Annotated in this window: 27 protein-coding genes and 1 riboswitch; of the genes, 13 read left to right on the plus strand and 14 right to left on the minus strand. The window is 72.1% G+C overall.

Going from position 1 to position 25835, the window contains the following annotated elements; all coding sequences use genetic code 11:
- Positions 1-10: 10 nt before the first annotated feature.
- The 3 genes from bioD to bioB are packed head-to-tail and all read right to left on the minus strand — an operon-like array spanning position 11 to position 3228.
- Positions 11-727, minus strand: a complete 717-nt coding sequence (gene bioD, locus ACWGKT_RS35800; protein ID WP_356147475.1) for a dethiobiotin synthase — start codon at positions 725-727, stop codon at positions 11-13.
- Between the two features lies 1 nt (position 728).
- A complete protein-coding gene (locus ACWGKT_RS35805; protein WP_453276925.1) occupies positions 729-2018 on the minus strand; it encodes an adenosylmethionine--8-amino-7-oxononanoate transaminase in 1290 nt (429 codons plus the stop codon).
- Complete coding sequence (gene bioB / locus ACWGKT_RS35810) at positions 2011-3228, minus strand: biotin synthase BioB (protein ID WP_453276926.1); 1218 nt, start codon at positions 3226-3228, stop codon at positions 2011-2013. The genes ACWGKT_RS35805 and bioB overlap by 8 nt, the downstream gene beginning before the upstream one ends.
- Before the next feature lie 147 nt (positions 3229-3375).
- Here bioB and ACWGKT_RS35815 point away from each other — a divergent pair, with 147 nt between their 5' ends.
- A complete protein-coding gene (locus ACWGKT_RS35815) occupies positions 3376-4503 on the plus strand; it encodes an 8-amino-7-oxononanoate synthase (RefSeq protein WP_453276927.1) in 1128 nt (375 codons plus the stop codon).
- A 75-nt stretch (positions 4504-4578) separates the two neighbouring features.
- On the opposite strand, the gene ACWGKT_RS35820 is transcribed toward ACWGKT_RS35815, so the two are convergent.
- Entirely contained in the window at positions 4579-4803 is a 225-nt protein-coding gene (locus ACWGKT_RS35820) for a DUF397 domain-containing protein (RefSeq protein WP_356147486.1), read from the minus strand.
- 9 nt (positions 4804-4812) lie between these two features.
- Entirely contained in the window at positions 4813-5679 is an 867-nt protein-coding gene (locus ACWGKT_RS35825) for a helix-turn-helix domain-containing protein (RefSeq protein WP_356147488.1), read from the minus strand.
- Between the two features lie 213 nt (positions 5680-5892).
- On the opposite strand from ACWGKT_RS35825, the gene ACWGKT_RS35830 reads away from it, so the two are divergent.
- On the plus strand, positions 5893-6351 hold the full coding sequence (locus ACWGKT_RS35830) for an ATP-binding protein (protein ID WP_235453893.1): 459 nt from the start codon (positions 5893-5895) through the stop codon (positions 6349-6351).
- 31 nt (positions 6352-6382) lie between these two features.
- Here the strand turns inward: ACWGKT_RS35830 and ACWGKT_RS35835 are convergent, their stop codons facing one another.
- On the minus strand, positions 6383-7297 hold the full coding sequence (locus ACWGKT_RS35835; protein ID WP_453276928.1) for a LysR family transcriptional regulator: 915 nt from the start codon (positions 7295-7297) through the stop codon (positions 6383-6385).
- Positions 7298-7399: 102 nt separating this feature from the next.
- On the opposite strand from ACWGKT_RS35835, the gene ACWGKT_RS35840 reads away from it, so the two are divergent.
- Positions 7400-8017, plus strand: coding sequence for a LysE family translocator (locus ACWGKT_RS35840; RefSeq protein WP_453276929.1), 618 nt, complete (start codon positions 7400-7402; stop codon positions 8015-8017).
- Between the two features lie 74 nt (positions 8018-8091).
- Here the strand turns inward: ACWGKT_RS35840 and ACWGKT_RS35845 are convergent, their stop codons facing one another.
- The 3 genes from ACWGKT_RS35845 to ACWGKT_RS35855 form a co-directional block, all read right to left on the minus strand.
- A complete protein-coding gene (locus tag ACWGKT_RS35845; protein WP_356147498.1) occupies positions 8092-8565 on the minus strand; it encodes a C40 family peptidase in 474 nt (157 codons plus the stop codon).
- Between the two features lie 3 nt (positions 8566-8568).
- Positions 8569-8777: riboswitch (cyclic di-AMP (ydaO/yuaA leader) on the minus strand.
- Positions 8778-9117: 340 nt separating this feature from the next.
- Entirely contained in the window at positions 9118-9426 is a 309-nt protein-coding gene (locus tag ACWGKT_RS35850; RefSeq protein WP_356147501.1) for a hypothetical protein, read from the minus strand.
- A 7-nt stretch (positions 9427-9433) separates the two neighbouring features.
- Positions 9434-10069 (minus strand): ATP-dependent Clp protease proteolytic subunit, encoded by a 636-nt coding sequence (locus ACWGKT_RS35855; protein ID WP_453276930.1) that lies wholly within the window; start codon positions 10067-10069, stop codon positions 9434-9436.
- A gap of 128 nt (positions 10070-10197) precedes the next feature.
- Here ACWGKT_RS35855 and ACWGKT_RS35860 point away from each other — a divergent pair, with 128 nt between their 5' ends.
- From ACWGKT_RS35860 to ACWGKT_RS35895, 8 genes are all read left to right on the plus strand, one after another.
- Positions 10198-10482 (plus strand): type II toxin-antitoxin system Phd/YefM family antitoxin, encoded by a 285-nt coding sequence (locus ACWGKT_RS35860; protein WP_453276931.1) that lies wholly within the window; start codon positions 10198-10200, stop codon positions 10480-10482.
- 540 nt (positions 10483-11022) lie between these two features.
- On the plus strand, positions 11023-11325 hold the full coding sequence (locus ACWGKT_RS35865; RefSeq protein WP_356147507.1) for an urease subunit gamma: 303 nt from the start codon (positions 11023-11025) through the stop codon (positions 11323-11325).
- Between the two features lie 13 nt (positions 11326-11338).
- Entirely contained in the window at positions 11339-11650 is a 312-nt protein-coding gene (locus tag ACWGKT_RS35870; RefSeq protein ID WP_453276932.1) for an urease subunit beta, read from the plus strand.
- Positions 11643-13364, plus strand: coding sequence for an urease subunit alpha (locus ACWGKT_RS35875; protein ID WP_453276933.1), 1722 nt, complete (start codon positions 11643-11645; stop codon positions 13362-13364). Before ACWGKT_RS35870 ends, ACWGKT_RS35875 begins: the two co-directional genes overlap by 8 nt.
- Before the next feature lie 9 nt (positions 13365-13373).
- Entirely contained in the window at positions 13374-14048 is a 675-nt protein-coding gene (locus ACWGKT_RS35880) for an urease accessory protein UreF (protein ID WP_453276934.1), read from the plus strand.
- 90 nt (positions 14049-14138) lie between these two features.
- A complete protein-coding gene (gene ureG, locus ACWGKT_RS35885; protein ID WP_235453882.1) occupies positions 14139-14816 on the plus strand; it encodes an urease accessory protein UreG in 678 nt (225 codons plus the stop codon).
- Positions 14813-15571, plus strand: a complete 759-nt coding sequence (locus tag ACWGKT_RS35890; protein WP_453276935.1) for an urease accessory protein UreD — start codon at positions 14813-14815, stop codon at positions 15569-15571. Before ureG ends, ACWGKT_RS35890 begins: the two co-directional genes overlap by 4 nt.
- 129 nt (positions 15572-15700) lie before the next feature.
- On the plus strand, positions 15701-17296 hold the full coding sequence (locus ACWGKT_RS35895) for an alpha/beta hydrolase (RefSeq protein ID WP_356147523.1): 1596 nt from the start codon (positions 15701-15703) through the stop codon (positions 17294-17296).
- An 80-nt stretch (positions 17297-17376) separates the two neighbouring features.
- Here ACWGKT_RS35895 and ACWGKT_RS35900 read toward each other — a convergent pair whose 3' ends face one another.
- Both ACWGKT_RS35900 and ACWGKT_RS35905 read right to left on the minus strand, forming a co-directional pair.
- Positions 17377-18102, minus strand: coding sequence for a lysophospholipid acyltransferase family protein (locus ACWGKT_RS35900; RefSeq protein ID WP_453276936.1), 726 nt, complete (start codon positions 18100-18102; stop codon positions 17377-17379).
- 237 nt (positions 18103-18339) lie between these two features.
- Positions 18340-21798 carry a patatin-like protein gene (locus ACWGKT_RS35905; RefSeq protein WP_453276937.1) on the minus strand — a complete coding sequence of 1153 codons (3459 nt, stop codon included), beginning with the start codon at positions 21796-21798 and terminating at the stop codon, positions 18340-18342.
- Positions 21799-21931: 133 nt separating this feature from the next.
- On the opposite strand from ACWGKT_RS35905, the gene ACWGKT_RS35910 reads away from it, so the two are divergent.
- Both ACWGKT_RS35910 and ACWGKT_RS35915 read left to right on the plus strand, forming a co-directional pair.
- Entirely contained in the window at positions 21932-22330 is a 399-nt protein-coding gene (locus tag ACWGKT_RS35910) for a DUF6153 family protein (RefSeq protein WP_453276938.1), read from the plus strand.
- A gap of 82 nt (positions 22331-22412) precedes the next feature.
- Complete coding sequence (locus tag ACWGKT_RS35915) at positions 22413-23045, plus strand: DUF305 domain-containing protein (RefSeq protein WP_453276939.1); 633 nt, start codon at positions 22413-22415, stop codon at positions 23043-23045.
- Positions 23046-23124: 79 nt separating this feature from the next.
- On the opposite strand, the gene rocD is transcribed toward ACWGKT_RS35915, so the two are convergent.
- The 3 genes from rocD to ACWGKT_RS35930 all read right to left on the minus strand — a co-directional run bounded on the left by rocD (position 23125) and on the right by ACWGKT_RS35930 (position 25813).
- Positions 23125-24351, minus strand: a complete 1227-nt coding sequence (gene rocD, locus ACWGKT_RS35920; protein WP_453276940.1) for an ornithine--oxo-acid transaminase — start codon at positions 24349-24351, stop codon at positions 23125-23127.
- Positions 24348-25172 (minus strand): dimethylargininase, encoded by an 825-nt coding sequence (ddaH, locus tag ACWGKT_RS35925; protein ID WP_356147536.1) that lies wholly within the window; start codon positions 25170-25172, stop codon positions 24348-24350. Before ddaH ends, rocD begins: the two co-directional genes overlap by 4 nt.
- Before the next feature lie 155 nt (positions 25173-25327).
- Positions 25328-25813: an Lrp/AsnC family transcriptional regulator gene (locus tag ACWGKT_RS35930; RefSeq protein ID WP_235453873.1), complete on the minus strand. Its 486-nt coding sequence runs from the start codon at positions 25811-25813 to the stop codon at positions 25328-25330.
- Positions 25814-25835 lie beyond the last annotated feature (22 nt).

Here is a 25835-nt window from a genome sequence, read left to right on the forward strand (position 1 = left end):
AGCGGTCGCCTCAGGGCGCCTCGCGCACCCGGAACGCCTCCGCGTCCCAGGTTCCGTCCAGCCGTGGTGACAGCCAGCCGGGAGCCGCCGTACGGAAGTCGGCGGGCGCCAGCGACGCGGCACCGGCGGGAAGCGCACCGAGCAGCGGGGCGCCCGCGACCTCCGAAAGGTCGGCCACGTTGCACCGGGACGCGAGGTCCGGGGAGTCGGGCCAGCTGCCGATCACCACACCCAGCAGGGTGAGCTCCCGGGAACGCAGTTCCCGCGCCGTCAGCTCCGTCGTGTTCAGCGTGCCGAGCCCGGCGGAGGCGACGACCAGCACCGACGCGTTCAGCAGCCGGGCGGCGTCCGCCAGCGTCCCGCCCGCGGCGTCGAACCGGACGAGCAGCCCGCCGGCCCCCTCGACCAGCACCAGATCGTGCTCGGTGGCCAGCTTGGCGGCGGCCTCGGCCACCTCCTGGGGATGAACCGGGGCGCGGCCCGCCCGGCGCGCCGCCGTGCCCGGCGCCAACGGCTCGGGGTAGCGGGCCATTTCGCTCGCCGCCACCGGGCCCGCGAGCCGGACCACCTCGTCGGCGTCGCCGGGCTCGTCGGGCCCTACGCCCGTCTGGGCCGCCTTCAGCACGGCCACCGATCGCCCGGCCGCGAGCGCGGCGGCGGCCACGGCGGCGGTCGTGACGGTCTTGCCGACCTCCGTGCCCGTGCCCGTGATCATCAGTACCGGCATCTCAACCCTCCCGCGCCGCCGCGCACACCGCGCGGGCGATCCGTGCCACGTCGTCGTCGCCGCTGACATAGGGCGGCATCGTGTAGACCATGTCGCGGAACGGCCGCAGCCACACGCCCTCGCGCACGGCGGCCCGGGTGGCCACCGCCATGTCCACCTCGTGGTCCAGCTGGACCACCCCGATGGCACCCAGGACCCGTACGTCCTTCACTCCGGGCAGCTCCGCGGCCGGGGCGAGCCCGTCCCTGAGGCCCCTCTCGATCCGCTTCACCTCGGACAGCCAGTCCTGCCCGAGCAGCAGCCCGATCGACGCGCAGGCCACCGCCGCCGCCAGCGGATTACCCATGAACGTCGGCCCGTGGGCCAGCACCGGGACCTCGCCCATCGAGATGCCGTCGGCCACCCGCGGCGTGCAGAGCGTCGCCGCCATCGTCAGATAGCCGCCGGTCATGGCCTTGCCCAGGCACATCACGTCCGGCGTCACCGCGGCGTGGTCCGCCGCGAACAGCGCGCCCGTGCGCCCGAACCCGGTCGCGATCTCGTCGAACACCAGCAGCACGTCGTGCGCGTCGCACGCCTCGCGCAGCACCCGCAGATACGCGGGGGAGTGGAAGCGCATACCACCCGCGCCCTGCACCACGGGCTCGACGATCACCGCGGCGACCTCGTCGGCGTGACGCTCGATCAGCGAGCGCAGGTGCTCGGCGTACGACTCCTGGTACTCGGCCGGCGGGGCGTCCGCGAACACCTGGCGCGGCAGGACGCCGGTCCACAGCTCGTGCATCCCGCCGTCGGGGTCGCACACGGCCATCGGCTGCCAGGTGTCGCCGTGGTAGCCGCCCCGCCAGGTCAGCAGCCGCCGCTTGTGCGGACGGCCGAGCGAGCGCCAGTACTGCAGGCACATCTTCACGGCGACCTCGACCGACACCGAACCGGAGTCGGCGAGGAAGACGTGCTCCAGACCGTCGGGCGACATGTCGACAAGGAGCTTCGCGAGGCGCACGGCGGGCTCGTGCGTGAGCCCGCCGAACATCACGTGACTCATCCGGCCCAACTGCGCCTGCACGGCCTCGTTGAGCACCGGGTGGTTGTAGCCGTGGATCGCCGACCACCAGGACGACATGCCGTCCACCAGCTCGCCCGAGCCGTCCGCGAGGGTCAGCCGGATCCCGCTCGCCGCCTCCACGACGAGCGGTTCGGCGCGCCCGGGCATCGGGCCGTACGGATGCCACACGTGCCGCCGGTCGAGCTCCAGCAGCTCGGGGACGCCCAGGTCCGGAAGGTCAGGCATTGGGCGCGAGGTCCGTTCCGGCGCCCCGGCGGCGCACGGAGACCAGGTCCGTGCGCGGCTCGGCGGTCTGCGCCACCGGAGCCGTACCGCAGACACCGCCGGCCTCGTGGGACCCGCAGCCCGCGGCCTCGTGCCCACCGCAGCCGGCACCCTCGTGCGAGCCGCAACCGGCGCTCTCGTGGGACCCGCAACCGCCCCCGGCCGTCGCCCGGTGCTCGGGCAGCGTCACCTGGTCGGTGCCCTCCACCTCGAACCCGGCGTCCGCGATCATCTCCAGGTCGGCCTTGCCGGCCTGGCCCTCACTGGTGAGGTAGTCGCCGAGGAAGATGGAGTTGGCCAGGTTCAGCGCGAGGGGCTGCAGGGTGCGCAGATGCACCTCGCGGCCGCCCGCGATCCGCACCTCGACGTCCGGGCAGACGAACCGGACCATCGCCAGGATGCGCAGACAGCGCTGCGGGGTGAGGTTCCACTCCTTGGCGAGCGGGGTGCCCTCGAACGGGATGAGGAAGTTCACCGGCACCGAGTCCGGGTCCAGCTCGCGCAGCGAGTAGACCACGTCCACCAGGTCCTCGTCGCTCTCGCCCATGCCCGCGATCAGACCCGAGCAGGCGGACAGACCCGCCGCGTGCGCCTTTTGCACCGTGTCCACCCGGTCGGCGTACGTGTGCGTGGTCGTGATGTCCCCGTACGTCCCTTCGGACGTGTTGAGGTTGTGGTTGTACGCGTCCGCGCCCGCGTCGCGCAGCTGTTCGGCCTGACCGTCGGAGAGCAGACCGAGGCAGGCGCACACCTCGACGCCCTCGTTCTGCTCCTTGATGGCCTTGATGGTGTCCGACACCCGGTCCACGTCCCGGTCCGTCGGGCCGCGCCCGCTGGCCACCAGACAGACCCGCTTGGCGCCACCGGCCAGGCCCGCGGCGGCGGCCTCGGAGGCCTCGTCGGGCTTGAGCCAGGTGTACTTCAGGATGCCGGCCGTGGAGCCGAGCCGCTGCGAGCAGTAGGAGCAGTCCTCCGGGCACAAGCCGGACTTGAGGTTGACCAGGTAGTTAAGTTTCACGCGCCGGCCGAACCAGTGCCGGCGCACCTTGCCGGCCGCGGCCACCACATCGAGTACGTCGTCGTCGGAGGTGGCCAGCACGGCGAGTGCTTCCTCGCGGGTCGGCAGCTCGCGCCGAAGCCCCTTGTCCACCAGCGTGTTCAGCAGGTCCATGAGGTCCGATCCTGTCCTACGGGACCGCCCGGGGCCAAGGAGAGTTTGCACAACGGAGACGGTTGGACGTGTGGGTATTGCCACACCCTGGGCGGCTGGGCGTCCGACTAGTGTCTGTCCGCTACCTACAAAAGCCTCGGAGGACCCATGGTGTTCGGCTGGATCGACGACCAGGCGGAGCAACGGCGCCGCGCCGGACTCGTGCGGATCCTGCGGCCCCGTCCCGCCGATTCACCTCTGCTGGACCTGGCGAGCAACGACTACCTGGGCCTGTCCCGGCACCCCGAGGTCACCGAAGGGGCGGCGGCCGCGGCCCGCGCCTGGGGCGGCGGCGCGACCGGCTCCCGGCTGGTCACCGGAACGACCGAACTGCACACCGAGCTGGAGCGCGAGCTGGCCGACTTCTGCGGCGTCGAGGCGGCCCTGGTGTTCTCCTCCGGGTACGCGGCCAACCTCGCCGCGGTCACCGCGCTGGGCCCGCACGACTCCCTGATCGTCTCCGACGCCGGCAACCACGCCTCGCTCATCGACGGCTGCCGGCTGGCCCGCGGCACCACGCAGGTCGTCGCGCACGCCGACCCGGACGCGGTGCGCAAGGCGCTGGGCACGCACGAGGGGCCCGCGATCGTCGTCTCCGACACGGTGTTCTCGGTCGACGGGGACGCCGCGCCGCTCACGGAACTCGCCGCGGCGTGCCGGGAGCACGGGGCGGGGCTGGTCGTCGACGACGCCCACGGGCTCGGTGTCCTGGGCGACGGCGGGCAGGGAGCCCCGTACGCGGCGGGACTGGCCGGTGCCGACGACGTCGTCGTGTCGGTGACCCTGTCCAAGTCGCTGGGCAGCCAGGGCGGTGCGGTGCTCGGCCCGGCCCGGGTGATCGACCATCTGGTCAACGCGGCACGGACGTTCATCTTCGACACGGGACTGGCCCCCGCCTCGGCCGGCGCGGCCCTGGCGGCGCTCCGGCTGCTGCGCCGCGAGCCCCAGCGGGCCGCGCGGGCCCGCGCGGTGGCCGCCGAACTGCACGCGCGCCTGACCGCCGCGGGTCTGGAAGCGGTACGTCCAAACGCCGCGGTGGTCTCCGTGCGGGCACCGTCCCCGGAGAAGGCCGTGCGCTGGGCGGCCGACTGCCGTACGGCCGGCCTGGTCGTGGGCTGCTTCCGTCCTCCCTCCGTGCCCGACGGCATCTCACGGCTCAGGCTGACCGCCCGAGCGGACCTCTCCGGGGCCGAGATCGAACGCGCTGTACGTGTGATCGGCGAGGCGCGACCATGAGTCGGCGTGACACGGCCGAGCGCGCCTTGACGGAATGTGATCAGTTGGGATCGATCGAGTCGGGGTGCGCGGGGATCAACGGAACGCGGTGACGAATCCCGCCCAGCTCTCGGGGGAGAAGAGCAGCGCGGGTCCGGCCGGTTCCTTGGAGTCGCGCACGGCCACCAGCCCGGTCATCGGACCGGAGCGCGGCCGTGCCGTCTCCACGCAGTTGTTGGCTCCCGTGCTGTAACTGCTGCGCAGCCACCGCACACCGTGCAGATCGGTACTTGAGGGAACGTTCCGAGGCAGTGCAGTCATGGTGCCTCCTTACGCGCCGTCGCCTATCCCGGCGATGTAATCCAACGAGTCCTCGGGTGAAAGGGCGTGGATCTGAAGGTTGTTGAAGGCCTCCGAGTACGCCTGGAGGTCTTCTTTCCGTTCGAGATAGAGGCTACTCGTCAAGTGGTCCAGAACAACCACATCCAGATCAGACGTGCTCGGAAATGAGAAGATAACGAAAGGCCCGGTGATGCCGATGTGAGCACCGGCCGCGAACGGCAGTACCTGAAGCCGTACTTGGGGCAGGCGCGCCGCGTCCATCAGTCGTTCCAGCTGCCGTGCCATCACGTCAGGACCTCCGACCTCGCGCCGCAGCACCGCCTCGTCCAGCACGGCGGTCAGCTCCAGCGGCGGATCCGAACGCAGCACGTCCTGCCGGGCGAGCCGCACCTCCACCAGCGCGGCCAGCCGCTCCTCCGCGTCGTCCCGCCCGTTCACGGCCGCCCTGGTCACCGCGCGGGCGTACTCCGGCGTCTGCAGCAGCCCCGGGACCACCGACGTCTCCAGCGTGCGCATCTCGCTGGCCTGCGACTCCAGGCTGATGAAGTCCCGGTAGGTGTGCGGCAGTACCCCGCGATAGGCGTGCCACCAGTGGTGCCGGCCGGCGACGTCGTCCGACCCCGCCAACACCATCAGGAGGTCACGCAGTTCGCCGTCCGTCACTCCATAGGCGTCGAGGAGTAACCGCACATCGGCCGATTTCACACCGCTGGCGCCGGTTTCGATGCGGCTCACCTTCGACTGGTGCCAGCCCACCAACCGGGCCGCCTCACCGCTCGTGAGACCCGCCTCGGTGCGCAAGGTGCGCAGTTCGGCGCCCAGTTTCCGGCGGCGCACCGCGGGACCGTTCTGCATGGGCTACTCCTTACTCCTTCCGAGCCGCCCAAATACGGTCTGCCGTCGCAGAGTTCACCGCTTCGAGCGACAGATATATGCATATCTTGGTGGATCGCCACCCGTGACCGGCCTGGTAATGGCAGTCTGGCGACGAAGCACCAGTCCGGGACCGTACTCGAACCATCCGCACCGTGTCGGACTCCGGTCCCGTGGGAAAAGGACGACGTCGCCATGGCAGACCATCTGGAAGCATCCGTCACTCTGCCGAGCGATCCCGCCTCGGTCTCCGTGGCTCGTACCTACGTGGTGGGCACGCTCGCGGAATGGGGTCTGCCGGCGGACACGGAAGTGGCCGACACCATCCGGCTCATCGTCTCCGAACTCGCCACCAACGCCGTACAGCACACGTTCGGACAGTCACCCACCTTCACGGTGGACATGGTCCTCCACCGCGACGAACACCTGCGTATCGGCGTCACCGACAGTCACCCCCGCTTCCCCAAGAGACTCCCCGCCGCCGTCCAGCAGGACAACGGGCGCGGTCTGGTCATCATCCGCTGGCTCACCGCCGAATGCGGCGGAAAGCTGCGGGTGCGGCCCACCCGCGAGGGCGGCAAGACCGTCTCCATCGAACTGCCCTGGACGGTACGGGCCCAGCCGGTCAGCGCGGCGGGTCAGCAGGAACCCTAGCGCGAGCCGCGGGCCGGCAGGAGCTCTGGCGTCAGCCCTGTCGTGCGCGGCCGAACGCGCCCCGCAGCAGCGCCCGGAAGGCGTCCGCGGCGGGGGCCACCTCGTCGGCCCGGTGGGCGACCGAGATCGTACGGCGCAGTTCTCCCGCGGCCAACGGCCGTACCCCGACCGGAGTGACCGCCGTCCGCGCCACCATCTCCGGTACCACCGCCACGCCGAGCCCCGCGCTCACGAGCGCGCACACCACGGCATACCCGGGAGTCGGGACCAGCACGGACGGCGTGGCTCCCGCCCGCGCCAGCAGGGACTCGACGCCCTGCCGAGCCGGATTGTGCGGCGCCATGCTGATCAGCGGCTGGCCGGCCAGCTCGGACAGTGGCAGCCGGGCGGACCCCTCGCTCAGAACGTGCCCCGGAGCGGTCACCAGGACCAGCTCCTCCTCCAGCACCGGCTCCAGACCGACCGAGGACGGCACCGGCCACGGCTCCGCCGGGTGGTACGCGTGCGTCAGCGCCAGGTCCACCTCCCCGGCCGCGACCGCGGCCACCCCGGCCGGCGGATCGTAGTCCGCCACCGACAGCTCCACGTCCGGATGCGCCCGGCGGAACGCGCTGAGTGCCGGCGGCAGCAGATGGATCCCGGCCGTCGGGAAGGTGCCGAGCCTGAGCGTGCCGCCCGTGAGTCCGGTCAGCCGGGCCAGTTCGTGCCGGGCGCGCTCCAGCTCGTCCAGGATCCGGCGCGCCCGCGCCACCAGCAGCTCGCCCGCGTCCGTCAGCCGCGCCCCGCGGTGGTGGCGGACCAGTAGCGCCGTGCCCGCCTCCCGCTCCAGTTTGGCCAGCTGCTGGGACAGCGCGGGGGTCGTGTAGCCGAGCCGCTCGGCGGCCCGTGTGATGGAACCCGCCTCCGCCACCGCGACCAGCGCGGCGAGCCGTGTGGGGTCGTACATGCCCGGCCGCCCGTCTGCCGTCCCGTGCCTAAAGAGATGCTTAAGGCTAACCCAGGGGATTCGACATACCTGCTGAAGGCTCCGCTCCGGCAGGCTGGGCCCATGGACCGACAGCTCATCGCCTTCACCGGGGTCGCCGCCGGCATGGTCGCCATGCCGGGTGCCGACTTCACCGTCGTCGTACGCAACGCACTGGTCTCCCGCCGCGCGGGCGTGGCCTGCGCGCTGGGCATCGCGGGCGGGCTGCTCGTGCACACGACGCTGGTGGTCGCGGGGGTCGCCGCGGTCCTGGTGGCCGTGCCGGCGCTGTTCCGGACCCTGCAACTGCTGGGCGGCGCCTACGTCCTGTATCTCGGCGTACGGACCCTGTGGGCGCTGCGGGGGGCGGCGGGGGAGCCCGAGGCGCTTCCGACGGCGGCCACGCACCCCGTGCGGCAGGGGTTCGTCACCAACGCCCTCAACCCCAAGGTCTCGCTGACCTTCCTCAGCCTGCTGCCCCAGTTCGTGCCCGCGGGGAGCCCCGCGCTGCCCAGGACCCTGCTGCTCGCCCTGATCGTGATCGGGCTGACCCTCGTGTGGTTCCCGACGGTGGCGCTGCTCGTCGACCGGCTCGGCACGTGGCTGCGCCGGCCGCGGGCCGCCCGGGCCCTGCGGACGGGGACCGGTCTGGCGCTGACGGTCCTGGGCGGGGCCCTGCTGCTCGAACCGTTCGTGTCGTGACCTGACCACGCGTCATCGCGGGCCAGGCCCCGAGGGGGTGACGGCGCGTCAGTCGCCGCCACCCCTCGGGCAGGTCAGCTGACCCGGCCGTACCAGACGCTCCTCGTCCAGATCTTCTGGAGCTTCACCACGTCCCCGGTCTTCGGGGCGTGCCAGATCTTCCCCTTCCCGGCGTAGATGCCGACGTGGTAGACGCTGGAGCCGTAGTGGAAGAACACCAGGTCTCCGGCCTTGCGGTGCTTGGCCGAGACGTGGTGCGTCCTGTTGTACTGCTGAGCGGCCGTGCGGGGCAGGGTCTTGCCCGCCTTCTTGTACGAGTACAGCGTCAGCCCGGAGCAGTCGAACCTGCGCGGCCCCGTGGCGCCCCACTTGTACGGGGCACCCTTCTTGGAGGCCGCGACCTGGAGTGCCTTCGTCGCCATGGTCGCCGCCGAGGCGTCGGCGGCGAAGCCCGGGACCACGATCGAGCCGCCCACGGCGGCGATGGTGAGGGCCGAGGCCGTACCGGCCCGGGCCATGAGCGACGGGACACGATTGAGCGCAGTCATGCGCAACCCTTCGTCAGCCGCCTGTGAAGGATGACCTGTCGGATTCGGGCTGGCGAAGTTGCCCGGCCGCGTTGCCGCGGCTTCACCCCAAGGGCTGCTCGGAACGAACAAACAGACGAAGAACGTCCGTTCCGGCGACCCGTCTTGCTCGGGTCCTCCACTCCTGCCGATCCACTCCTGTCGACCGGTCATCCGGGCGGCGGCAGGACTCGGCGTCCGCCCGGACCGCCCCGCCGTTGTGGCGGGGGCTCGTCAGACAGGGATCTTCACTCACAGGTGTCCGAAAATCCCAATGGAATCGGGGATTTGTGGTGTTACTCACCACTCACCCGTTCGGGTGGACAGTGCTGTGTTCGAGTCACGGTCGAGTGGGTCACGAGGCCCCGGACCAGCGCGAAAGCACCCCACGACACCTCTCGGGCAAGCGCGTTGCGCAACCCTGACGGTCGAGTGGAAGGACGCGCCGCTACGCCGAACGGGGGTACGTCATTTGGATCGTTTCGACCGGACCGCGCACGTGTCGACGAACAGCAGCGCGGTCGACCCACGCCGTCAGCAGGTGTCGTCGGGCGGCACGGCGAGGCGGGCGGTGCGTCGTTCGCCGTCGAGCACCCGCAACGCCCGTGCCAGAGTGGCCGCGTGCACCTCCGTCTCGCCCCTTCGGTGCATCAGGGCCAGCGCGTCGCGCAACTCCGTGGCCTTGGCGACCAGTGCCTGGGCCGCCCGCAGTCCACGGTACGTGTCCCCGTGCCGGCCCGGGTTGATCCGGCCGAGCAGATCGACCACGTCCAGGTAACGGTCGATCAACTCGCCCTCGGCACGGGTCAGCGCGGGCAGTGGCGGAAGTTCCGGTGGCAGCATCGGCGGCTCACCTCGCGTCCGGCGTGCCGCGCGAGGCCCTGCGGTTCGGGATGATCCCGTCCACCAGCCCGTACTCCAGCGCGCCTTGCGCGTCGAGGACCAGGTCCCGCTCCAGGTCCTCGCGCACCTGCTCCGGGTCGCGGCCCGTGTGCCGGGCGAGCATCTCTTCGAGGAGGGTGCGGACCCGGGTCAACTCCTCGGCCTGGATGACGAGGTCGCTCGGCTGGCCCTGCACCGGCTCGGGCAGGGACGGCTGCCGGAGCAGCATGCGCGCGCCCGGCAGCGTGAAGCGCTTGCCCGGTGTGCCGGCCGCGAGCAACAGCGCGGCGCAGGAACCCGCCTGGCCCAGGCAGATCGTCTCCACGTCACAGGTGACGTACCGCATCGTGTCGTAGACGGCCGCCGCCGCGCTGAAGGAGCCGCCGGGGGAGTTGACGTACAGCGAGATGTCCCGGTCGGGGTGGTCGTGCTCCAGGTGCATGAACTGCGCCATCACGTCGTTGGCCGACGTGTCGTCGATGGGTGTGCCGAGGAAGACGATCCGCTCCTGAAGGAGCTTGGAGTACGGATCGAGCGTGCGGTGGCCGGTGCTCGTGCGCTCGGTGAACTCGGGCAGGACATAGCGGGCGGACGGTCGGGTCATGGCATACCCCTCCTGTCGGCAGAGCCGTCTCCGGCAGAGCTGTCTGTAAAAAATGTACAGGACGTACAGACTTTTGGGATGGCTGTCCTCGGGGCGGTGTGTCCGGGGGAGCCCCGTAAGCTGTGGGTATGGCCTACGAGATTCCGGTGACTCAAGCCAGGGCTGAGCTCGCCGACCTGATCAACCGGGTGGTGTACGGCGGTGAGCGTGTCGTCGTGACCCGGCACGGCAAGCCTCTCGTCGCCCTCGTCTCCGCCGCCGACCTCGAACGGCTGGAGGAGCTCCAGGAGCCCGCCGAGGAGCCGGTGATCAGCTCGGTCTCCGGCGTCCGCGACCCCGCCCCCGCCCCCGCGTCCCGCGAACGCAGGCGCTTCGGCATCGCGGCCGAGCACCGGGGGTCCAACGGGGCCTAGCGGTACGGCTTCCCGGGCCGGCGCGATGCTCGTGTCGCGGGACGGCAGCGCCGCCGGTCTGTGCGGCGCCCGGACCGAGGGCGGGGGCCGCCGCAGCGCCGTCGAAGAACGACACCGAGTGCAGCAGGGGCGCGCCCGCGCCCGGCGGCAGCCACTGGCCGATCGTCCCGACCGCCTCGGGCGGTACCTGCGGGGCCGAGGTGGCGCCCGAGAACGGGTTGCCGAATACCACCACCCGCGCAGCCCGAGCAGGGTCACCTCCGCGCCCGCCGCTGTGCCGGCCAGGACGGCGGTAGCCCGCTCGCCGTCGGGGCGCTGACGAGCGGGTCCGTCGCGGGGGCCGCCACCATCCTGAAGGGGGGGCTGAGGGGGTTGACGGGCCTGCATGCCCCGCGCACCGGTGACCGAGGGATCACAGCTTGGGTTAACGTGCTCGAAACTCGGTCCAACTAGCCTGCCGCATCACGCCACCAGGGACTTTGCCCCGGGGCTGCGGTATCCGGACCCCGCACGGTCCGGGCGAGGACGGTGAAGTGGGACGTGCAACTGACCCCGCACGAGCAAGAACGGCTGCTGATCCATGTGGCGGCCGACGTGGCCGACAAGCGCCGGGCCCGGGGCCTCAGGCTCAACCACCCCGAGGCGGTCGCGCTCATCACGTCGCACATCCTCGAAGGCGCGCGCGACGGTCGTACCGTCGCCGAACTGATGGCCTCCGGCCGCACGTTGCTCACCCGGGACGACGTCATGGAGGGCATCCCCGAGATGATCCACGACGTCCAGGTGGAGGCGACCTTCCCGGACGGCACCAAGCTCGTCACCGTCCACGACCCGATCGTATGACGGGGAGGCCGTCGTGATTCCCGGAGAGATCCTCTTCGCCGACGAGCCGATCGTCTGCAACGAGGGCCGCGAGGTCACTCGCCTGACCGTGCTCAACGCCGCCGACCGGCCCGTCCAGGTCGGCTCCCACTACCACTTCGCCGAGGCCAACCCCGGCCTGGAGTTCGACCGCGCCGCCGCGCGCGGGCTGCGGCTGAACGTCGCCGCCGGCACCGCCGTGCGCTTCGAGCCCGGCATCCCCGTCGACGTCGAACTCGTACCGCTGGCCGGCGCCCGCGTCGTGCCCGGACTGCGCGGGGAGATCGGAGGTGCCCTCGATGCCTGAACTCTCCCGCGCCGCGTACGCCGACCTGTTCGGGCCGACCACCGGCGACCGGATCCGGCTCGCCGACACCGACCTGCTCGTCGAGATCGAGGAGGACCGCTCCGGCGGGCCCGGACTCGCCGGTGACGAGGCCGTGTTCGGCGGCGGCAAGGTCATCCGGGAGTCCATGGGCCAGTCCCGCGCCACCCGAGCCGACGGCACCCCCGACACCGTGATCACCGGTGTCGTCGTCATCGACCACTGGGGGATCGTCAAGGCCGACGTCGGCATCCGCGACGGCCGGATCGCCGGCATCGGCAAGGCGGGCAACCCCGACACCATGGACGGCGTGCACCCGGATCTGGTCATCGGCCCGGAGACCGAGGTGATCGCCGGCAACGGCCGGATCCTGACCGCGGGCGCCATCGACGCGCACGTCCACTTCATCTGCCCGCAGATCGCCGACGAGGCGCTCTCCGCCGGCATCACCACCCTGGTCGGCGGCGGCACCGGGCCCGCCGAGGGCTCCAAGGCGACCACCGTCACCCCCGGCCCCTGGCATCTGGCCCGGATGCTGGAGGCGATGGAGCGGTACCCGCTGAACATCGGCTTCCTCGGCAAGGGCAACACCGTCTCCCAAGAGGCGATGCTCTCGCAGATCCGCGGCGGTGCGCTGGGCCTCAAGCTGCACGAGGACTGGGGCTCCACCCCGGCCGTCATCGACGCCTCGCTGACCGTCGCCGACCGGACCGGCATCCAGGTCGCCATCCACACGGACACGCTGAACGAGGCAGGGTTCGTCGGCGACACCCTCGCCGCGATCGGCGGGCGCGGCATCCACGCGTACCACACGGAGGGCGCGGGCGGCGGGCACGCGCCGGACATCATGACCGTCGTCTCGGAGCCGCACGTGCTGCCCAGCTCGACGAATCCGACGCGGCCGTTCACCGTCAACACCGCCGAGGAACACCTCGACATGCTGATGGTGTGTCACCACCTCAACCCTGCCGTGCCGGAGGATCTCGCCTTCGCCGAGTCCCGGATCCGGCCGTCCACCATCGGGGCGGAGGACATACTCCACGACCTGGGCGCCATCTCGATCATCTCGTCCGACTCCCAGGCCATGGGGCGGGTCGGCGAGGTAGTCCTGCGGACCTGGCAGACCGCGCACGTGATGAAGCGGCGTCGGGGCGCCCTGCCGGGGGACGGGCGCGCCGACAACCTGCGGGTGCGGCGGTACGTCGCCAAGTACACGATCAATCCGGCGCTCGCGCAGGGCCTCGCCCGGGAGGTGGGCTCCGTGGAGACCGGGAAGCTCGCCGACCTGGTGCTGTGGGAGCCCGCGTTCTTCGGTGTGAAGCCGCAGCTCGTCATCAAGGGCGGACAGATCGCGTACGCGCAGATGGGTGACGCGAACGCCTCCATTCCGACCCCGCAGCCGATCCTGCCGCGTCCGATGTACGGGGCGATGGGGCGGGCGCCCGCGGCCAACTCGGTCAACTTCGTGGCGCCGCTGGCCGTCGAGGACGGGCTGCCGGAGCGGCTGCGGCTGGGCAAGCGCTTCGTCGCCATCGAGTCGACGCGCGGGGTGACCAAGGCCGAGATGAAGGAGAACGACGCGCGGCCGCGGGTCCAGGTCGACCCCGACAGCTTCGCCGTACGCATCGACGGGGAACTGGTCGAGGCGACACCGGCCGTCGAACTGCCCATGGCCCAGCGTTACTTCCTCTTCTGAGGGGGCGAGATGGCACGGGCAGCGCTACTGGTCCTGGCCGACGGCCGCTTTCCCGCCGGGGGGCACGCGCACTCCGGCGGGGCGGAGGCGGCCGTCCGCGCCGGGCGGATCACCGGGGCCGCGAACCTGGAGGACTTCTGCCGGGGCCGGCTGCACACGGCGGGGCTCGTCGCGGCCTCGATCGCCGCGGCGGCCGTACTCGGACTGGATCCCGGGGAGTTGGACGCGGCGGCGGACGCGCGGACGCCCTCGCTGGCGTTGCGGGGTGCCGCGCGGCGGCTCGGGCGGCAGTTGATGCGGGCGGCCCGGGCGACCTGGCCCTCGACCGAACTGGACGCCCTGGCGGGGGAGTTCCCCAAGGGGGCGCATCAGCCGGTGGTGCTCGGGCTCACGGCGCGGGCGGCTGGGCTGGGAGCGGACGATGCGGCGTACTGCGCGGCGTACGAGAGCGTCAGTGGGCCCGCGACGGCGGTGGTGAGGTTGCTGAGTCTCGATCCGTTCGATGCGGCGGGGGTGTTGGCGCGGTTGGCGGGGGAGGTGGACCGGGTGGTGGACCAGGCCGTGGAGGCGGGGCGACGGGCATCGGTCGACGGGGTGGATGTGTTGCCCGCGGCTTCCGGGCCGGTGTTGGAAGTCAGTGCGGAGGCTCATGCGGCGTGGGCTGTCCGCCTGTTCGCCTCGTAGGTGACCGGCGCCCGACCCGGCGGGACGAGATGTCGGCCCACGGGATTCGGGCCTTTCCAGGAATCACGTCAGCTCGTACAGGAGCCGTACATGCATATCGATCACGTTCAGCACGGTCCCGCCGTCATGAGTGCCGATGCTCGTCGTCCCGACGGGGCCCGGCGGGCGTTGCGGATCGGGCTCGGGGGGCCCGTGGGGTCCGGGAAGACCGCCACCGTCGCGGCGCTGTGCCGGGTGTTGCGGGAGGAACTGTCGCTCGCTGTCGTCACGAACGACATCTACACCCGCGAGGACGCCGAGTTCCTGTTGCGGGAGGCCGTGCTGCCGCCCGAGCGGATCGCGGCCGTGGAGACGGGGGCCTGCCCGCACACGGCGATCCGGGACGACATCTCCGCGAACCTCGAAGCGGTCGAGGACCTTGAGGACGAGGTCGGGCCGCTGGACCTGATCCTCGTGGAGTCCGGCGGGGACAACCTCACCGCGACCTTCTCCAGAGGACTCGTCGACGCGCAGATCTTCGTGATCGACGTGGCCGGCGGGGACGACATCCCGCGCAAGGGCGGGCCCGGGGTGACCACGGCCGACCTGCTGGTCGTGAACAAGACCGACCTCGCGCCGTACGTCGGCTCCGACCTCGCGCGGATGGCGGCGGACGCGAAGGCGCAGCGGGCCGAACTGCCGGTCGTCTTCCAGTCGTTGCGCGGCGGGACCGGGGTGGCGGACGTGGCCGACTGGGTACGCGGGCGGCTCGCCGCGTGGACGGCATGACCGCGACCGGGGTACGGGCCGCCGCGCGGATCGTCGCGCGGGCGGACGGGCGCGGCGGCACCTCGCTGCCCGTGCTGCGAGGGGAGGGGCCGCTCGCGCTCCGCCGGACGCGGGCGGGAGGTGACGAGGCCCGGGTCATGCTGGTGGGGGCGATGAGCGGGCCGCTCGGCGGGGACCGCTTCGCCGTGACGGCGGAGGTGGGACAGGGGGCCCGGCTGGAGGTCCGGTCCGCTGCCGCCACCCTCGCGCTGCCGGGGCAGGCGAAGGGCGAGGCGCACTACGACGTCCGGCTCGAAGTCGCCGAAGAAGGTGAACTGCGGTGGCTGCCCGAGCCGTTGATCTCGGCGGCGGGGAGCGACCTGCGGGTCACCACCCGGGTCGAGCTCGCGGGCGGTGCGCGGCTCGTGTTCCGAGAGGAGCAGGTGCTGGGGCGGGTGGGTGAGCAACCCGGACGGCTCGTCAGCCGTCTCACAGTGCGGGTGGCGGGGCGGACCGTGCTCGATCAGGAGCTTGCCTGCGGACCCGGTGCGCCGGGCGGCTGGGACGGGCCCGCCGTGCTGGCGGGGCATCGGGCGGTGGGGCAACTGGTCCTCGTACGACCGGAGTTCGGCGACGGGGCGCCGGCCGCGCGGATGCTGGGGGAGTGTGCGGCGCTGGTGCCGCTCGCGGGTCCCGCCGTGCTGGTGACCGCTCTGGCGTCCGACGGGCTGCGGCTGCGGCGGGTGCTGGACGAGGCACTGGCACTGATCGGTTGATTCCGCTCAGCGGGACATGATTGTCCGGTTATCGGATTGGTAAAGAAGGTCGACGACCCCTGTTCTCAGGCTCTTCACAGCCGCGAGGATCCCCGTGACCATTCGCAACCATGCACGGGAGGGGCCCACTTGAGGGACATCAGACCGAAGAACCGCGCGCTGACGCTCGGTTCGGCCGGAGTCCTCGTCACGGCCACGCTGATAACCGGCGCCCTCGCGGCGCCCACGGCCAGCGCCGACAGCCGGCCCGGCCAGGACCGGGAGGCCCGCGGCGCCACGATCGCCGCCGCGCGGGCCGCGAAGGCGGGCATCGACTGGCAGGACTGCCCGGCCGACTGGGGGCTGGAGAAGCCGATCCAGTGCGGCTGGGTCACCGTGCCGCTCGACTACGCGAAGCCGTTCGGCAAGCAGATCAAGCTCGCCGTCGACCGCATCGGCAGCACCGGGACGAAGTCGGAGCGCCAGGGCGCGCTCATCTACAACCCGGGCGGCCCCGGCGGCTCCGGCCTGCGGTTCCCGCGCCGGGTCACCACCAAGAACCCCCTGTGGGTCAACACCTCCAAGGCGTACGACTTCGTGGGCTTCGACCCGCGCGGCGTCGGCCACTCCACGCCGATCTCCTGCATCGACCCGCAGGAGTTCGTCAAGGCGCCCAAGACGGACCCGGTGCCGGACACCGAGGCCGACAAGTCCGCCCAGCGCAAGCTGGCCCGCGAGTACGCCGACGGCTGCTACGAGCGCAGTGGCACGATGCTGCCGCACATGACCACGCCGAACACCGCACGCGACCTGGACGTCATCCGGGCCGCGCTCGGCGAGAAGAAGCTCAACTACCTGGGCGTCTCCTACGGCACCTACCTCGGCGCCGTCTACGGCACGCTGTTCCCGGGCCACGTCCGCCGGATGATCGTCGACAGCGTGGTCGACCCGGCGCGCGAGAACATCTGGTACCAGGCCAACCTGAACCAGGACATCGCCTTCGAGGGCCGCTGGAAGGACTGGGAGGACTGGGTCGCCGCCAACGACGCCGCCTTCCACCTCGGCACGACCCGCGACGCCGTCCAGGCCAAGTGGCTCGAACTGCGCGCCACCGCCAAGAAGAATCCCATCGGCGGGGTCGTCGGCCCGGCCGAGCTGATCTCCTTCTTCCAGAGCGCCCCGTACTACGACTCCTCGTGGGTGCCGGTCGCCACGGTCTTCAGCAAGTACGTGGCCGGTGACACCCAGGCCCTCGTCGACGCGGCCGCGCCCGACCTGTCCGACACCGCGGGCAACATCTCCGCGGAGAACGGCAACGCCGTCTACACGGCCGTCGAGTGCACCGACGCCAAGTGGCCCACCAGCTGGAAGAAGTGGGACCGGGACAACACGAAGCTCAACAAGGACTACCCGTTCATGACCTGGGCCAACGCATGGATGAACCTGCCGTGCGCCACCTGGCCGGTCAAGCAGCGGACCCCGGTGAACGTCAAGACCCACAAGGGTCTGCCGCCGGTCCTCATCGTGCAGTCCACGCGTGACGCGGCCACCCCGTACCCGGGCGCCGTCTCACTGCACCAGCGTTTCAAGGGCTCCCGCCTGATCACCGAGAAGGGCGCGGGCTCGCACGGCGTGACCGGCCTGGTCAACCCGTGCATCAACAGCCGGGTCGACGCCTACCTGATCGACGGCAAGGTCGACACCGCCGACGTGACCTGCGCGCCGCACGCGACGCCCAAGCCGTAACCACGTCCGGTACACGAGCGAGGGGCGGCCGGAACTCCGGCCGCCCCTTCCTCTTCGTCCGCGCCCGTTGAGCGCGAGGCTCAACCGAGCGGCGCCCGCGGGAATCTGCGTTCCCGTTCGCCCTTCGAGGCGGTCTCCTCCGCCTTGACGACCGCCGCGTACTGGTCGACGTACTCCTGCTCCGACAGCGTCAGGATCGCGTACATGATCTCGTCGGTGACGGCGCGCAGGATCGCCTTCTCGTTCTCCATTCCGGCGTAGCGGGAGAAGTCCAGGGGCTTGCCGAAGCGGATGACGACCGGGTGGACGTTCGGGACGACCTTGCCCGGCGGCTGCGCCTCGAAGGTGCCGATCATCGCGCAGGGGACGACCGGGACCCCGGCCTTCAGCGCCATCACGGCGACCCCGACCTTGCCTTTGTAGAGCCGGCCGTCGTGCGAGCGCGTGCCCTCCGGGTAGATGCCGAGCAACTCGCCCTTGCGCAGCACCCCGAGTCCCTCCCGGATCGCCGTCTGGCCCGCGTCCTTGCCGGAGCGGTCGACCGGGATCTGGCCCGCGCTGCGGAAGAAGGCCGCGGTCAGACGGCCCTTGATGCCCGGTCCGGTGAAGTACTCGGCCTTGGCGAGGAAGGTGATGCGCCGCTTGAGCATCGCCGGCATCAGGAAGTGGTCCGAGAACGAGAGGTGGTTGCCGGCGACGATGGCCGGCCCCGACGCCGGCACGTTGTCCAGGCCCTCTATTCGCGGTCGGAAGAACAGTCTCAACAAGGGACCCAACAACACATATTTCAGCAGGTAGTAGAACAAAGGGGGTCGCTCCTCACTCCGGTGGATCTCCTGAGCCGCCGTGTTCTCGCAGGTCAACCGGCGCGTGATGGGGTGCCAGTGTAGGGGCAGGCACAGCGGGCCGGAACCGTCGCGGACGTCGGTCGCCGGACCACACTCGTCTCCGTCGCGGCCGCGGGGCAACCCGAAGCCGCAGGCTGGCGTGATAGCGGTGTTGAGTGGCAGGCGCGCGGGTCTTGCCGCCGGGCCGCCAGGTGTTCACCCGGCGCCCGACCCGGGCCCGGAGTCGGCCAACGGAACGACGGCGGGGGCCCGTTCACGCCGCCGGAGCGCCCCGAACAGGCCACTGAGCAGCAACGCCAGGGCCACGAGCGCGCCCAGGGCGACGAGTGGGTGCCACCATGGCGCGCGCAGCCACGGCAGCGCGTGCCGACCGAACGCCCCCACGTCGCCGTGGTCGTTGCCGAACAGCCAGCGGCGCCCGATCGGGCAGGCGAGGAAGAAGACCGCCACCACGAGCGTGAACGTCCCCGCGCCGACCAGCACCTTGCGCCAGTGCGCGTAGCCGCCGAGGGCGAGCAGATAGCCGCCGATCAGCGCGAGCACCACGCCGGTCAGACCGAGCCAGGTGGCCTGCTGGAACATCGAGAGCACGCCGACGACCAGCGCCACCAGCCCGATGAGCAGCAGATTGCGGGAGGCGCCGCTGGAGAGGGCGCAGGCGCGGTAGCCGGCGAGGGTGACCGTGCGGGCCGAGGAGACGAAGGGCCGCAGGGGCGCCGGGATCCTGCCGAACCCGGAGGCCAACGAGGCGGTGACGGCGGCCGCCTTGCTCGCCGTACGGGTCAGCAGGGGGCGGCCCAGCTCGTCGGCGAAGGTCTCGTCGGGCACCGGACAGGTCGCGAGCAGGGCGGCCAGCGCGTCGGGGTCAGGCGCTGCGGCGGGCGAGCCGTCCAGCAGCGCCGTGGTGACCAGGCCGCGCTGTACGGGGGTCCAGGTGCCGTTCACGACCGCCGCCTCGGCGGTCCGGGCGGCCGCCTGGGCCCGGGCGGGGCGGCCGGCCGCGTCGAGCACCTGGGCGGCCCAGGTGTGCCCCCGTGCGGACGGTGTGGCCATCACCTCCCGTGCGAGGACCGGCAGTTCGACCTCGACGACGCACCGCTGCCAGGCCTTCGCCACCCACATCGACGTCAGGGGCAGGCTGCGCGGCAGGGGTGCGTCGGCGTCGTCGAGGAAGCCCAGCTCGCCCAGGACGTCCCGCTCGGTCAGCCGGATCCCGGATCCGTCGGCGGCCGTTCCGACGACGTCGTCGGGGTCCGCGCCGGCCGCGAACAGCTCGCGCAGCTTCGCGTAGAACCACTCGCCGCGGCTCCCGGTGGGCGGGTGCTCCGGTACGACGGTGAGGATCCGGCGCGGGTCGAGCAGGAGGTGCACCAGCCAGCCGGCGCCGTCCAGCCGCCCCCAGGTCCAGTCGTTGGCCCGCCACGAGGACTTGTAGAAGGCGCCGAAGTGGTGCAGTTGGAGGCCGGTGAGCTTGGAGGCCGCCGTCGCGCGGCGGTGTGCGAGGAGGCACCGGGTGTCGGCGCTGACCTGCACCAGCTCGACGGGCTGCTCGATCTCGGTGCCCACCGGGAGCACGGAGCGGGTCGCCACGTGCAGCTCGAACAGGGCGAGGGCCGTGCCGTCGGCGCTGGCGGGCAGGAAGCCGAAGTAGGCGAGGAGTTCCGCGGCGGCCCGCTGCCGTCGCCCTTCGGCGCTGGCGGGAGGGGCCAGGACGCCGGTGCCGGGCGGGGCGAGGAGCGCGTCCGGGACGATGTCGCGCAGGGCGACCACGGCCGCGGCGAGCCGCTCCCAGCCGTTCTGGAGGCGGGGATCCCGACGGCTGTCGGACCCCGGCCCCGTGGCCGGTTCGGCGGGCTCGGGGGCGTACCGCTTCATCGCCTCGGCCGCCACGCGCGGGAGCGGCCAGCCGGCCGCGTACCCCTCGTCGAGCACCTCCTCGACCAGCTCCTCCAGGTTCGGCCGCGGCGGCGGCTCGTACGCCTCGTGCACCCGCTCCACGACGTCGGCCAGCCGGTGGCGCCGGTCGGGGCAGCAGACGTGCGCCTCCCGGAGCAGGGCCAGCACCGTCGCCTTGGCACCGTTGAACGGAGCCACGCCGAAGGCCGCCAGCCGTTGGTACAGGGCGGTGCCCTCGTCGCCGGGCTCCGGGAAGCGCCACTCCCGCGTCGTCTCGGTCACCGCGGCGGCCCGGCACTCCTCCTCGGCGCTGCGGCCCGGCCCCAGGGCGTCCAGCCACGCGCGCGTCATCGCGTCGTACGGCCGTGTGGTCAGGGCGCGCATCAGGGCGGCGATCACGGGACGGGCCAGCCAGGCGCCCTCACGACCGCGGAAGTCGTCGCGCATCGCGGGGCCGAGCAGCGCACACCCCGGAGCCGGCGTGCCGGCCTCGTCGGCCGGGGCGCCCGTCGCCTCGGCCAGCCGCCGCCGGCACGCGGCCAGTTCCTCCTGGACCGCACGGCCCTGCGCGCCGAGCTCGGCCATGCGGCGCCGGGTGTCGCGCAGGGCGTCCATCCGGTCGTTGTGGTCGCGCAGTTCGGTCAGTTCGGCGCTCACGGACTGGTTGAGCGCGGCACCGAGATCCTTCGCCAGTGCCTCGCCCAGGGTCCACGGCTGCTCGAAGGACTCCGGGGCGGGCGTGGGACGGGGGTCGGGTGCGCCGCCGGCCGTGGGGACGACGTAGAGCAGGACACGCCGCACCTGGCGGGCGGCCGGACGCTCGAAGACGGCTCGCAGCAGCGGCCGGATCGGACGGTTCGCCAGCAGTCCGCCGTCCGCGACCCAGTGCGGGCGGGTGATGTTGGCGTACTCGCGCATCGGAGGGCGTTCGGGGGCGCCGGGGCGTCCCGGGATCGTCGTGTCGTACGGCAGGAACGAGGGCTCGAACGCGGCCGGGTACGAGGCGCTGCTGCGCGCCGCCAGCGCCACGGCCTGTTTGCCGCCCTCGTCGGCCAGTGCCTCCTCGTCGAAGACGAGCAGGCCCCGGTGGTCGTCGTCCTGGACCTGGGTGCCGTAGGAGTCGGTGAACCGGCCCGTCTCCCCGGTGAGCAGGGTGGTGGTGATGAGGACCCTGGTGGTCCTGGGCGGGCGGGGTGTGGCGTCGTCGTCCCCGGAGCCGGGAAGCGGGGGCGTGGACGACGCCCGGACGCCCAGATCGGCGATGCCGTCCACGAGTTCCTGGAACAGGACGCCGTCCCCCTGCAGGAGCGAGGGCGGCCGCTTCTCGTCGGGATCGCGCAGCAGGGTCTCGAACGCGCCGGAGGTCAGCCAGAAGTCGCGCAGCGGCCCGAGGTCCCAGGACCGGGCCCGTGCGAGCCCCAGCAGCGCGGCGTTGATGCCGCCCGCGCTGGTGCCGGACAGGATGTCGACACAGACGGTGGTGTCCAGCAGGTCCAGCAGCCGCAGGTACAGCGCCTTCGCCCGCTCGTCGCCCGTCGCCGAGGCGGCCGCCTCGGGGAGCGCCGCATCCTCGGGGAGGCCGTCGCGCCACCAGGCCGCCTGCTGGAGCAGGTTCAGCTCGCGCGCCACGCCGCCCATCCAGATCGCCAGGCTCACGCCGCCGGTCATCGCCGTGGCGATCCGCAGCTCCTGGGTGCCGGGCCCGAGTTTCAGCCTCGGCCTGCGGTCACCGAGTCCGGACTTCGTCGTACCGCGCATATCCCAGGTTCTTCCCACGCGACGCACGACGCGCAGGGTTCGGCAGCACATATCACCCGATCGTGGCCCTCCGCTTTCCGTGCGGATGCGCCCGGTCGCGTCGCCCGCCGGCGCCCTGGCTACGATGGCCGGGATGATCGCAGCCGAGCACAGCGCACCGCGACCGCCCACGCGGCGGTGGCACACGCTGCTCGTGCTGGGCCTGCTGGCCGGGTTGCTCGGTATGCACGCCCTGGCCCCCGGCGGCGCCGTCGAGCGCGCCGAGCACGTCCGTTCCGCGCACGCCGCGGCGACGCTCACCGCCGTCGACGACTGCCCCGACGAAGGGCACTGCGGCGGACACCACCTGCGGCACGCCGACCCGACGTGCGCGTCGGCCGCCGTGAGCGGGGGGCCGCAGCTGCCCGCGCTGGCTCCCGACCCGGTGGCCGTGCCCGTACGGGCCGCATGCGCCCGCTCCCACCCGGCGACGGCACCGGACGGCGCACGCGCGCCACCGTCCCTGGCGGAACTCCAACTCCTGCGGATCTAGAAGCCGCGCCGACCGCACCGAGCCCCGGGCCGATGCGGTCCCACGCGTGCCCACTTCCCTTTTCCACCGCAGGAGTTCACGTATGACCACCCGTACCCCGGCGCGCCGTGCCGCCCTCGTCGCGGTCACCGCCGCCGCCGCGCTCCTCCTCGCCGCCTGCGGCGGCGAGGACCACGACAGCGCCGGTCACACCGGCCACGGCGCCTCCGCGTCCCCGAGCGCGGGCGCCGAGGCCCACAACGCCCAGGACGTCTCCTTCGCGCAGGGCATGATCCCGCATCACCAGCAGGCCCTGGAGATGGCCGCACTCGCGGCCGACCGCGCCTCCTCGGCGCGGGTCAAGGACCTCGCCGCGCGCATCCAGAAGGCGCAGGACCCGGAGATCAGGACCATGACCGGCTGGCTGAGGTCCTGGGGCGAGGACGTGCCCATGGCCGGCACGGACCACTCCCACCACTCCGGCATGTCGGGGATGCCCGGTATGTCCGGGATGATGAGTGGCAAGGACCTGGACCGGCTGAAGAAGGCGTCCGGCAAGGACTTCGACACCATGTTCCTGACCATGATGATCGAGCATCACCGGGGCGCCGTCGCGATGGCCACCACCGAGAAGGGCGAGGGCCGGTACGGTCCCGCCACGAGCACGGCCGACGACATCGTCACCGCGCAGAACGGCGAGATCAAGGAGATGAACCGGCTCCTCGGCACGAGCTGATCCGGCAGGGGGCCGACCCCCTGCAGCAGAGGGGGCCGGCCCCGTGGCCGGCCCCCTCTCACCGTCGGTTCGCCCCGGGTCAGCCGCCCTGGGTCAGGACCTTCTCCAACGTGCCCAGCGCGGAGCGCAGTTCCTCGTCCGTGATGGTCAGCGGCGGGGCCAGCCGGATCGTGGAGCCGTGGGTGTCCTTGACCAGGATCCCCTCGCGCATGAGGCGCTCGCTGACCTCGCGGCCGGTGCCGATCGCGGGGTCGACGTCGACGCCCGCCCACAGCCCGCGCGCCCGGAAGCCCACCACGCCCCGGCCGACCAGGGCCGCGAGACCCTCGCTCAGCACGACGCCCAGGTCGGCGGCCCGGCGCTGGAACTCACCGGTCTCCAGCAGCTCGACCACCGCCGTGCCGACCGCCGCGGCGAGCGGGTTGCCGCCGAACGTCGAGCCGTGCTCGCCCGGCCGGAGCACGCCCAGGACGTCACGGCGGGCCACCACCGCGGACACCGGCACGATGCCGCCGCCCAGCGCCTTGCCGAGGAGCAGGACGTCGGGAACGACGGACTCGTGCTCCACGGCGAGCGTGCGGCCGGTGCGGCCGAGGCCCGACTGGATCTCGTCCGCGATGAACAGGCAGCACTTGCGGCGGGTCAGCTCGCGGACCCCCGCGAGGTAGCCGTCGTCCGGGATGACCACCCCGGCCTCGCCCTGGATCGGCTCGATCAGCACGGCCGCCGTCGTCTCGTCGACGGCCTCCTCCAGCGCGGCCAGGTCGTTGTACGGGACGATCCGGAAGCCGGGGGTGAACGGGCCGAAGCCGGTGCGGGCGGTCTCGTCGGTGGAGAAGCTGACGATCGTCGTCGTACGGCCGTGGAAGTTGTCCGCGGCCACCACGATCGTGGCCCGGTCGGCCGGGACGCCCTTCACCTCGTAGGCCCACTTGCGGGCCACCTTGATGCCGCTCTCCACCGCCTCCGCGCCGGTGTTCATCGGCAGCACCATGTCCAGGCCGGTCAGCGCGGCCAGACGCTCGGCGAACTCGGCGAGCCGGTCGTTGTGGAAGGCGCGCGAGGTCAGCGTCAGCCGGTCGAGCTGGCGGTGCGCCGCCTCGATCAGGCCCGGGTGGCGGTGGCCGAAGTTGAGGGCCGAGTAGCCGGCCAGCATGTCGAGGTAGCGTCGGCCCTCCACGTCCTGGACCCACGTGCCCTCGGCACTGGCGACGACCACCGGCAGCGGGTGGTAGTTGTGTGCCAGGACCGGCTGCTCGGCACGGATCAGGTCGTCGGACGTACGCGTGCGGGCAGGTGCGGTCATGAGCGGATCTCCTGGGTGCAGCACTTGATGCCGCCGCCGGCCTTGTGGAACTCCGACAGGTCGACGGGGACGGGGATGTAGTCGTGGTCGGCCAGGCGCGAGGCGAGGGCCTCGGCCTGCGGCGCGATGAACACGTGGCGGCCGTCGGAGACGGAGTTCAGGCCGAAGGTCATCGCGTCGTCGCGGGTGGCCAGCACGGCGTCCGGGAACAGCCGCTGGAGCACCTCGCGGCTGCCGGGCGAGAACGCCTCCGGGTAGTAGACGATGTTGTGGTGGTCGTTGTCGTCGTTGAGGACGAACAGCGCCGTGTCCAGGTGGTAGAAGTACGGATCCACCAGCGTCAGGCTGATCACCGGGTGGCCGAAGAACTCCTGCGCCTCGCGGTGGGCCTCCCGGGTCGTGCGGAACCCGGTGCCGGCCAGCACGTACCGGCCCGTCCACACCAGGTCGCCCTCGCCCTCGGACACCGACTCGGGGCGGTGCACGTCGAACCCGGCCGCCTTGAACCAGGTGTCGTAGTGGGTCGACTCGGGGCGGCGCTCGGGCGCGTGGAAGAGGGAGCCGAAGACGCGGCCGCCCACGACGACCGCCGAGTTCGCGGCGAAGACCATGTCCGGGAGACCGGGCACCGGCTCCACGGTGTCGACCGTGTGGCCGTGGGCACGGTAGACGCGGATCAGCGCCTGCCACTGCTCCTGGGCCAGGTCCACATCCACCTGGACGTCGGGTTGCATCCAGGGATTGATCGCGTACTGCACGCCGAAATGTCTGGGTTCACAGACGAGAAAGCGCCGGGGGCGCGGCACACGGCTGTCGGACACAGAGGTGTTCCTCCGCTTTCCTGCGGTGTCGACTGGGGGTGGACACCAAGGTAGGAAGTGACCGGCAGGCCCGACAAGAAACGACAGCTGCGTGTGTGCGCAGGAATGCTGCGTTGTGCCCGGGGAAAACGCAGGACTGCTGCGCGTTGCCGGGTTTACTCCGGAGCCGCGTGCGTCGCACCCGCCTCGGGACTCTCCGGCAGCAGGTGGGACAGCACCATCACGCTGATCGTCTTCCGGATGAACGGCTCCACCCGGATCCGCTCCAGCACCTCCTCGAAGTGCCCCACGTCCCGCGCCCGCACGTGCAGCAGCGCGTCCGCGCCGCCCGTCACCGTCATGGCGGCCGTGATCTCCGGATGGTTGCGCACCACCTCCGCCAGGCGCCGGGGCGGGGCCGCGCCCTCGCAGTACACCTCGACGTACGCCTCCGTGCGCCAGCCCAGCGCCGACGGCCGCACCGTGGCCGTGAACCCGGTGATCACGCCCGTGTCCCGCAGCCGGTCGACCCGCCGCTTGACCGCCGTCGCCGAGAGCCCGATGTCCGCCCCGATCTCGGCGAAGCTGCTCCTCGCGTTCGCCATCAACGCGGTGATGATCTTCCGGTCGAGCTCGTCGAACGGGGCCGTCCTGCTGTTCATGTCGGCACTGTATCCAGCGGGA

The organism is Streptomyces sp. NPDC054794 (assembly GCF_053611585.1).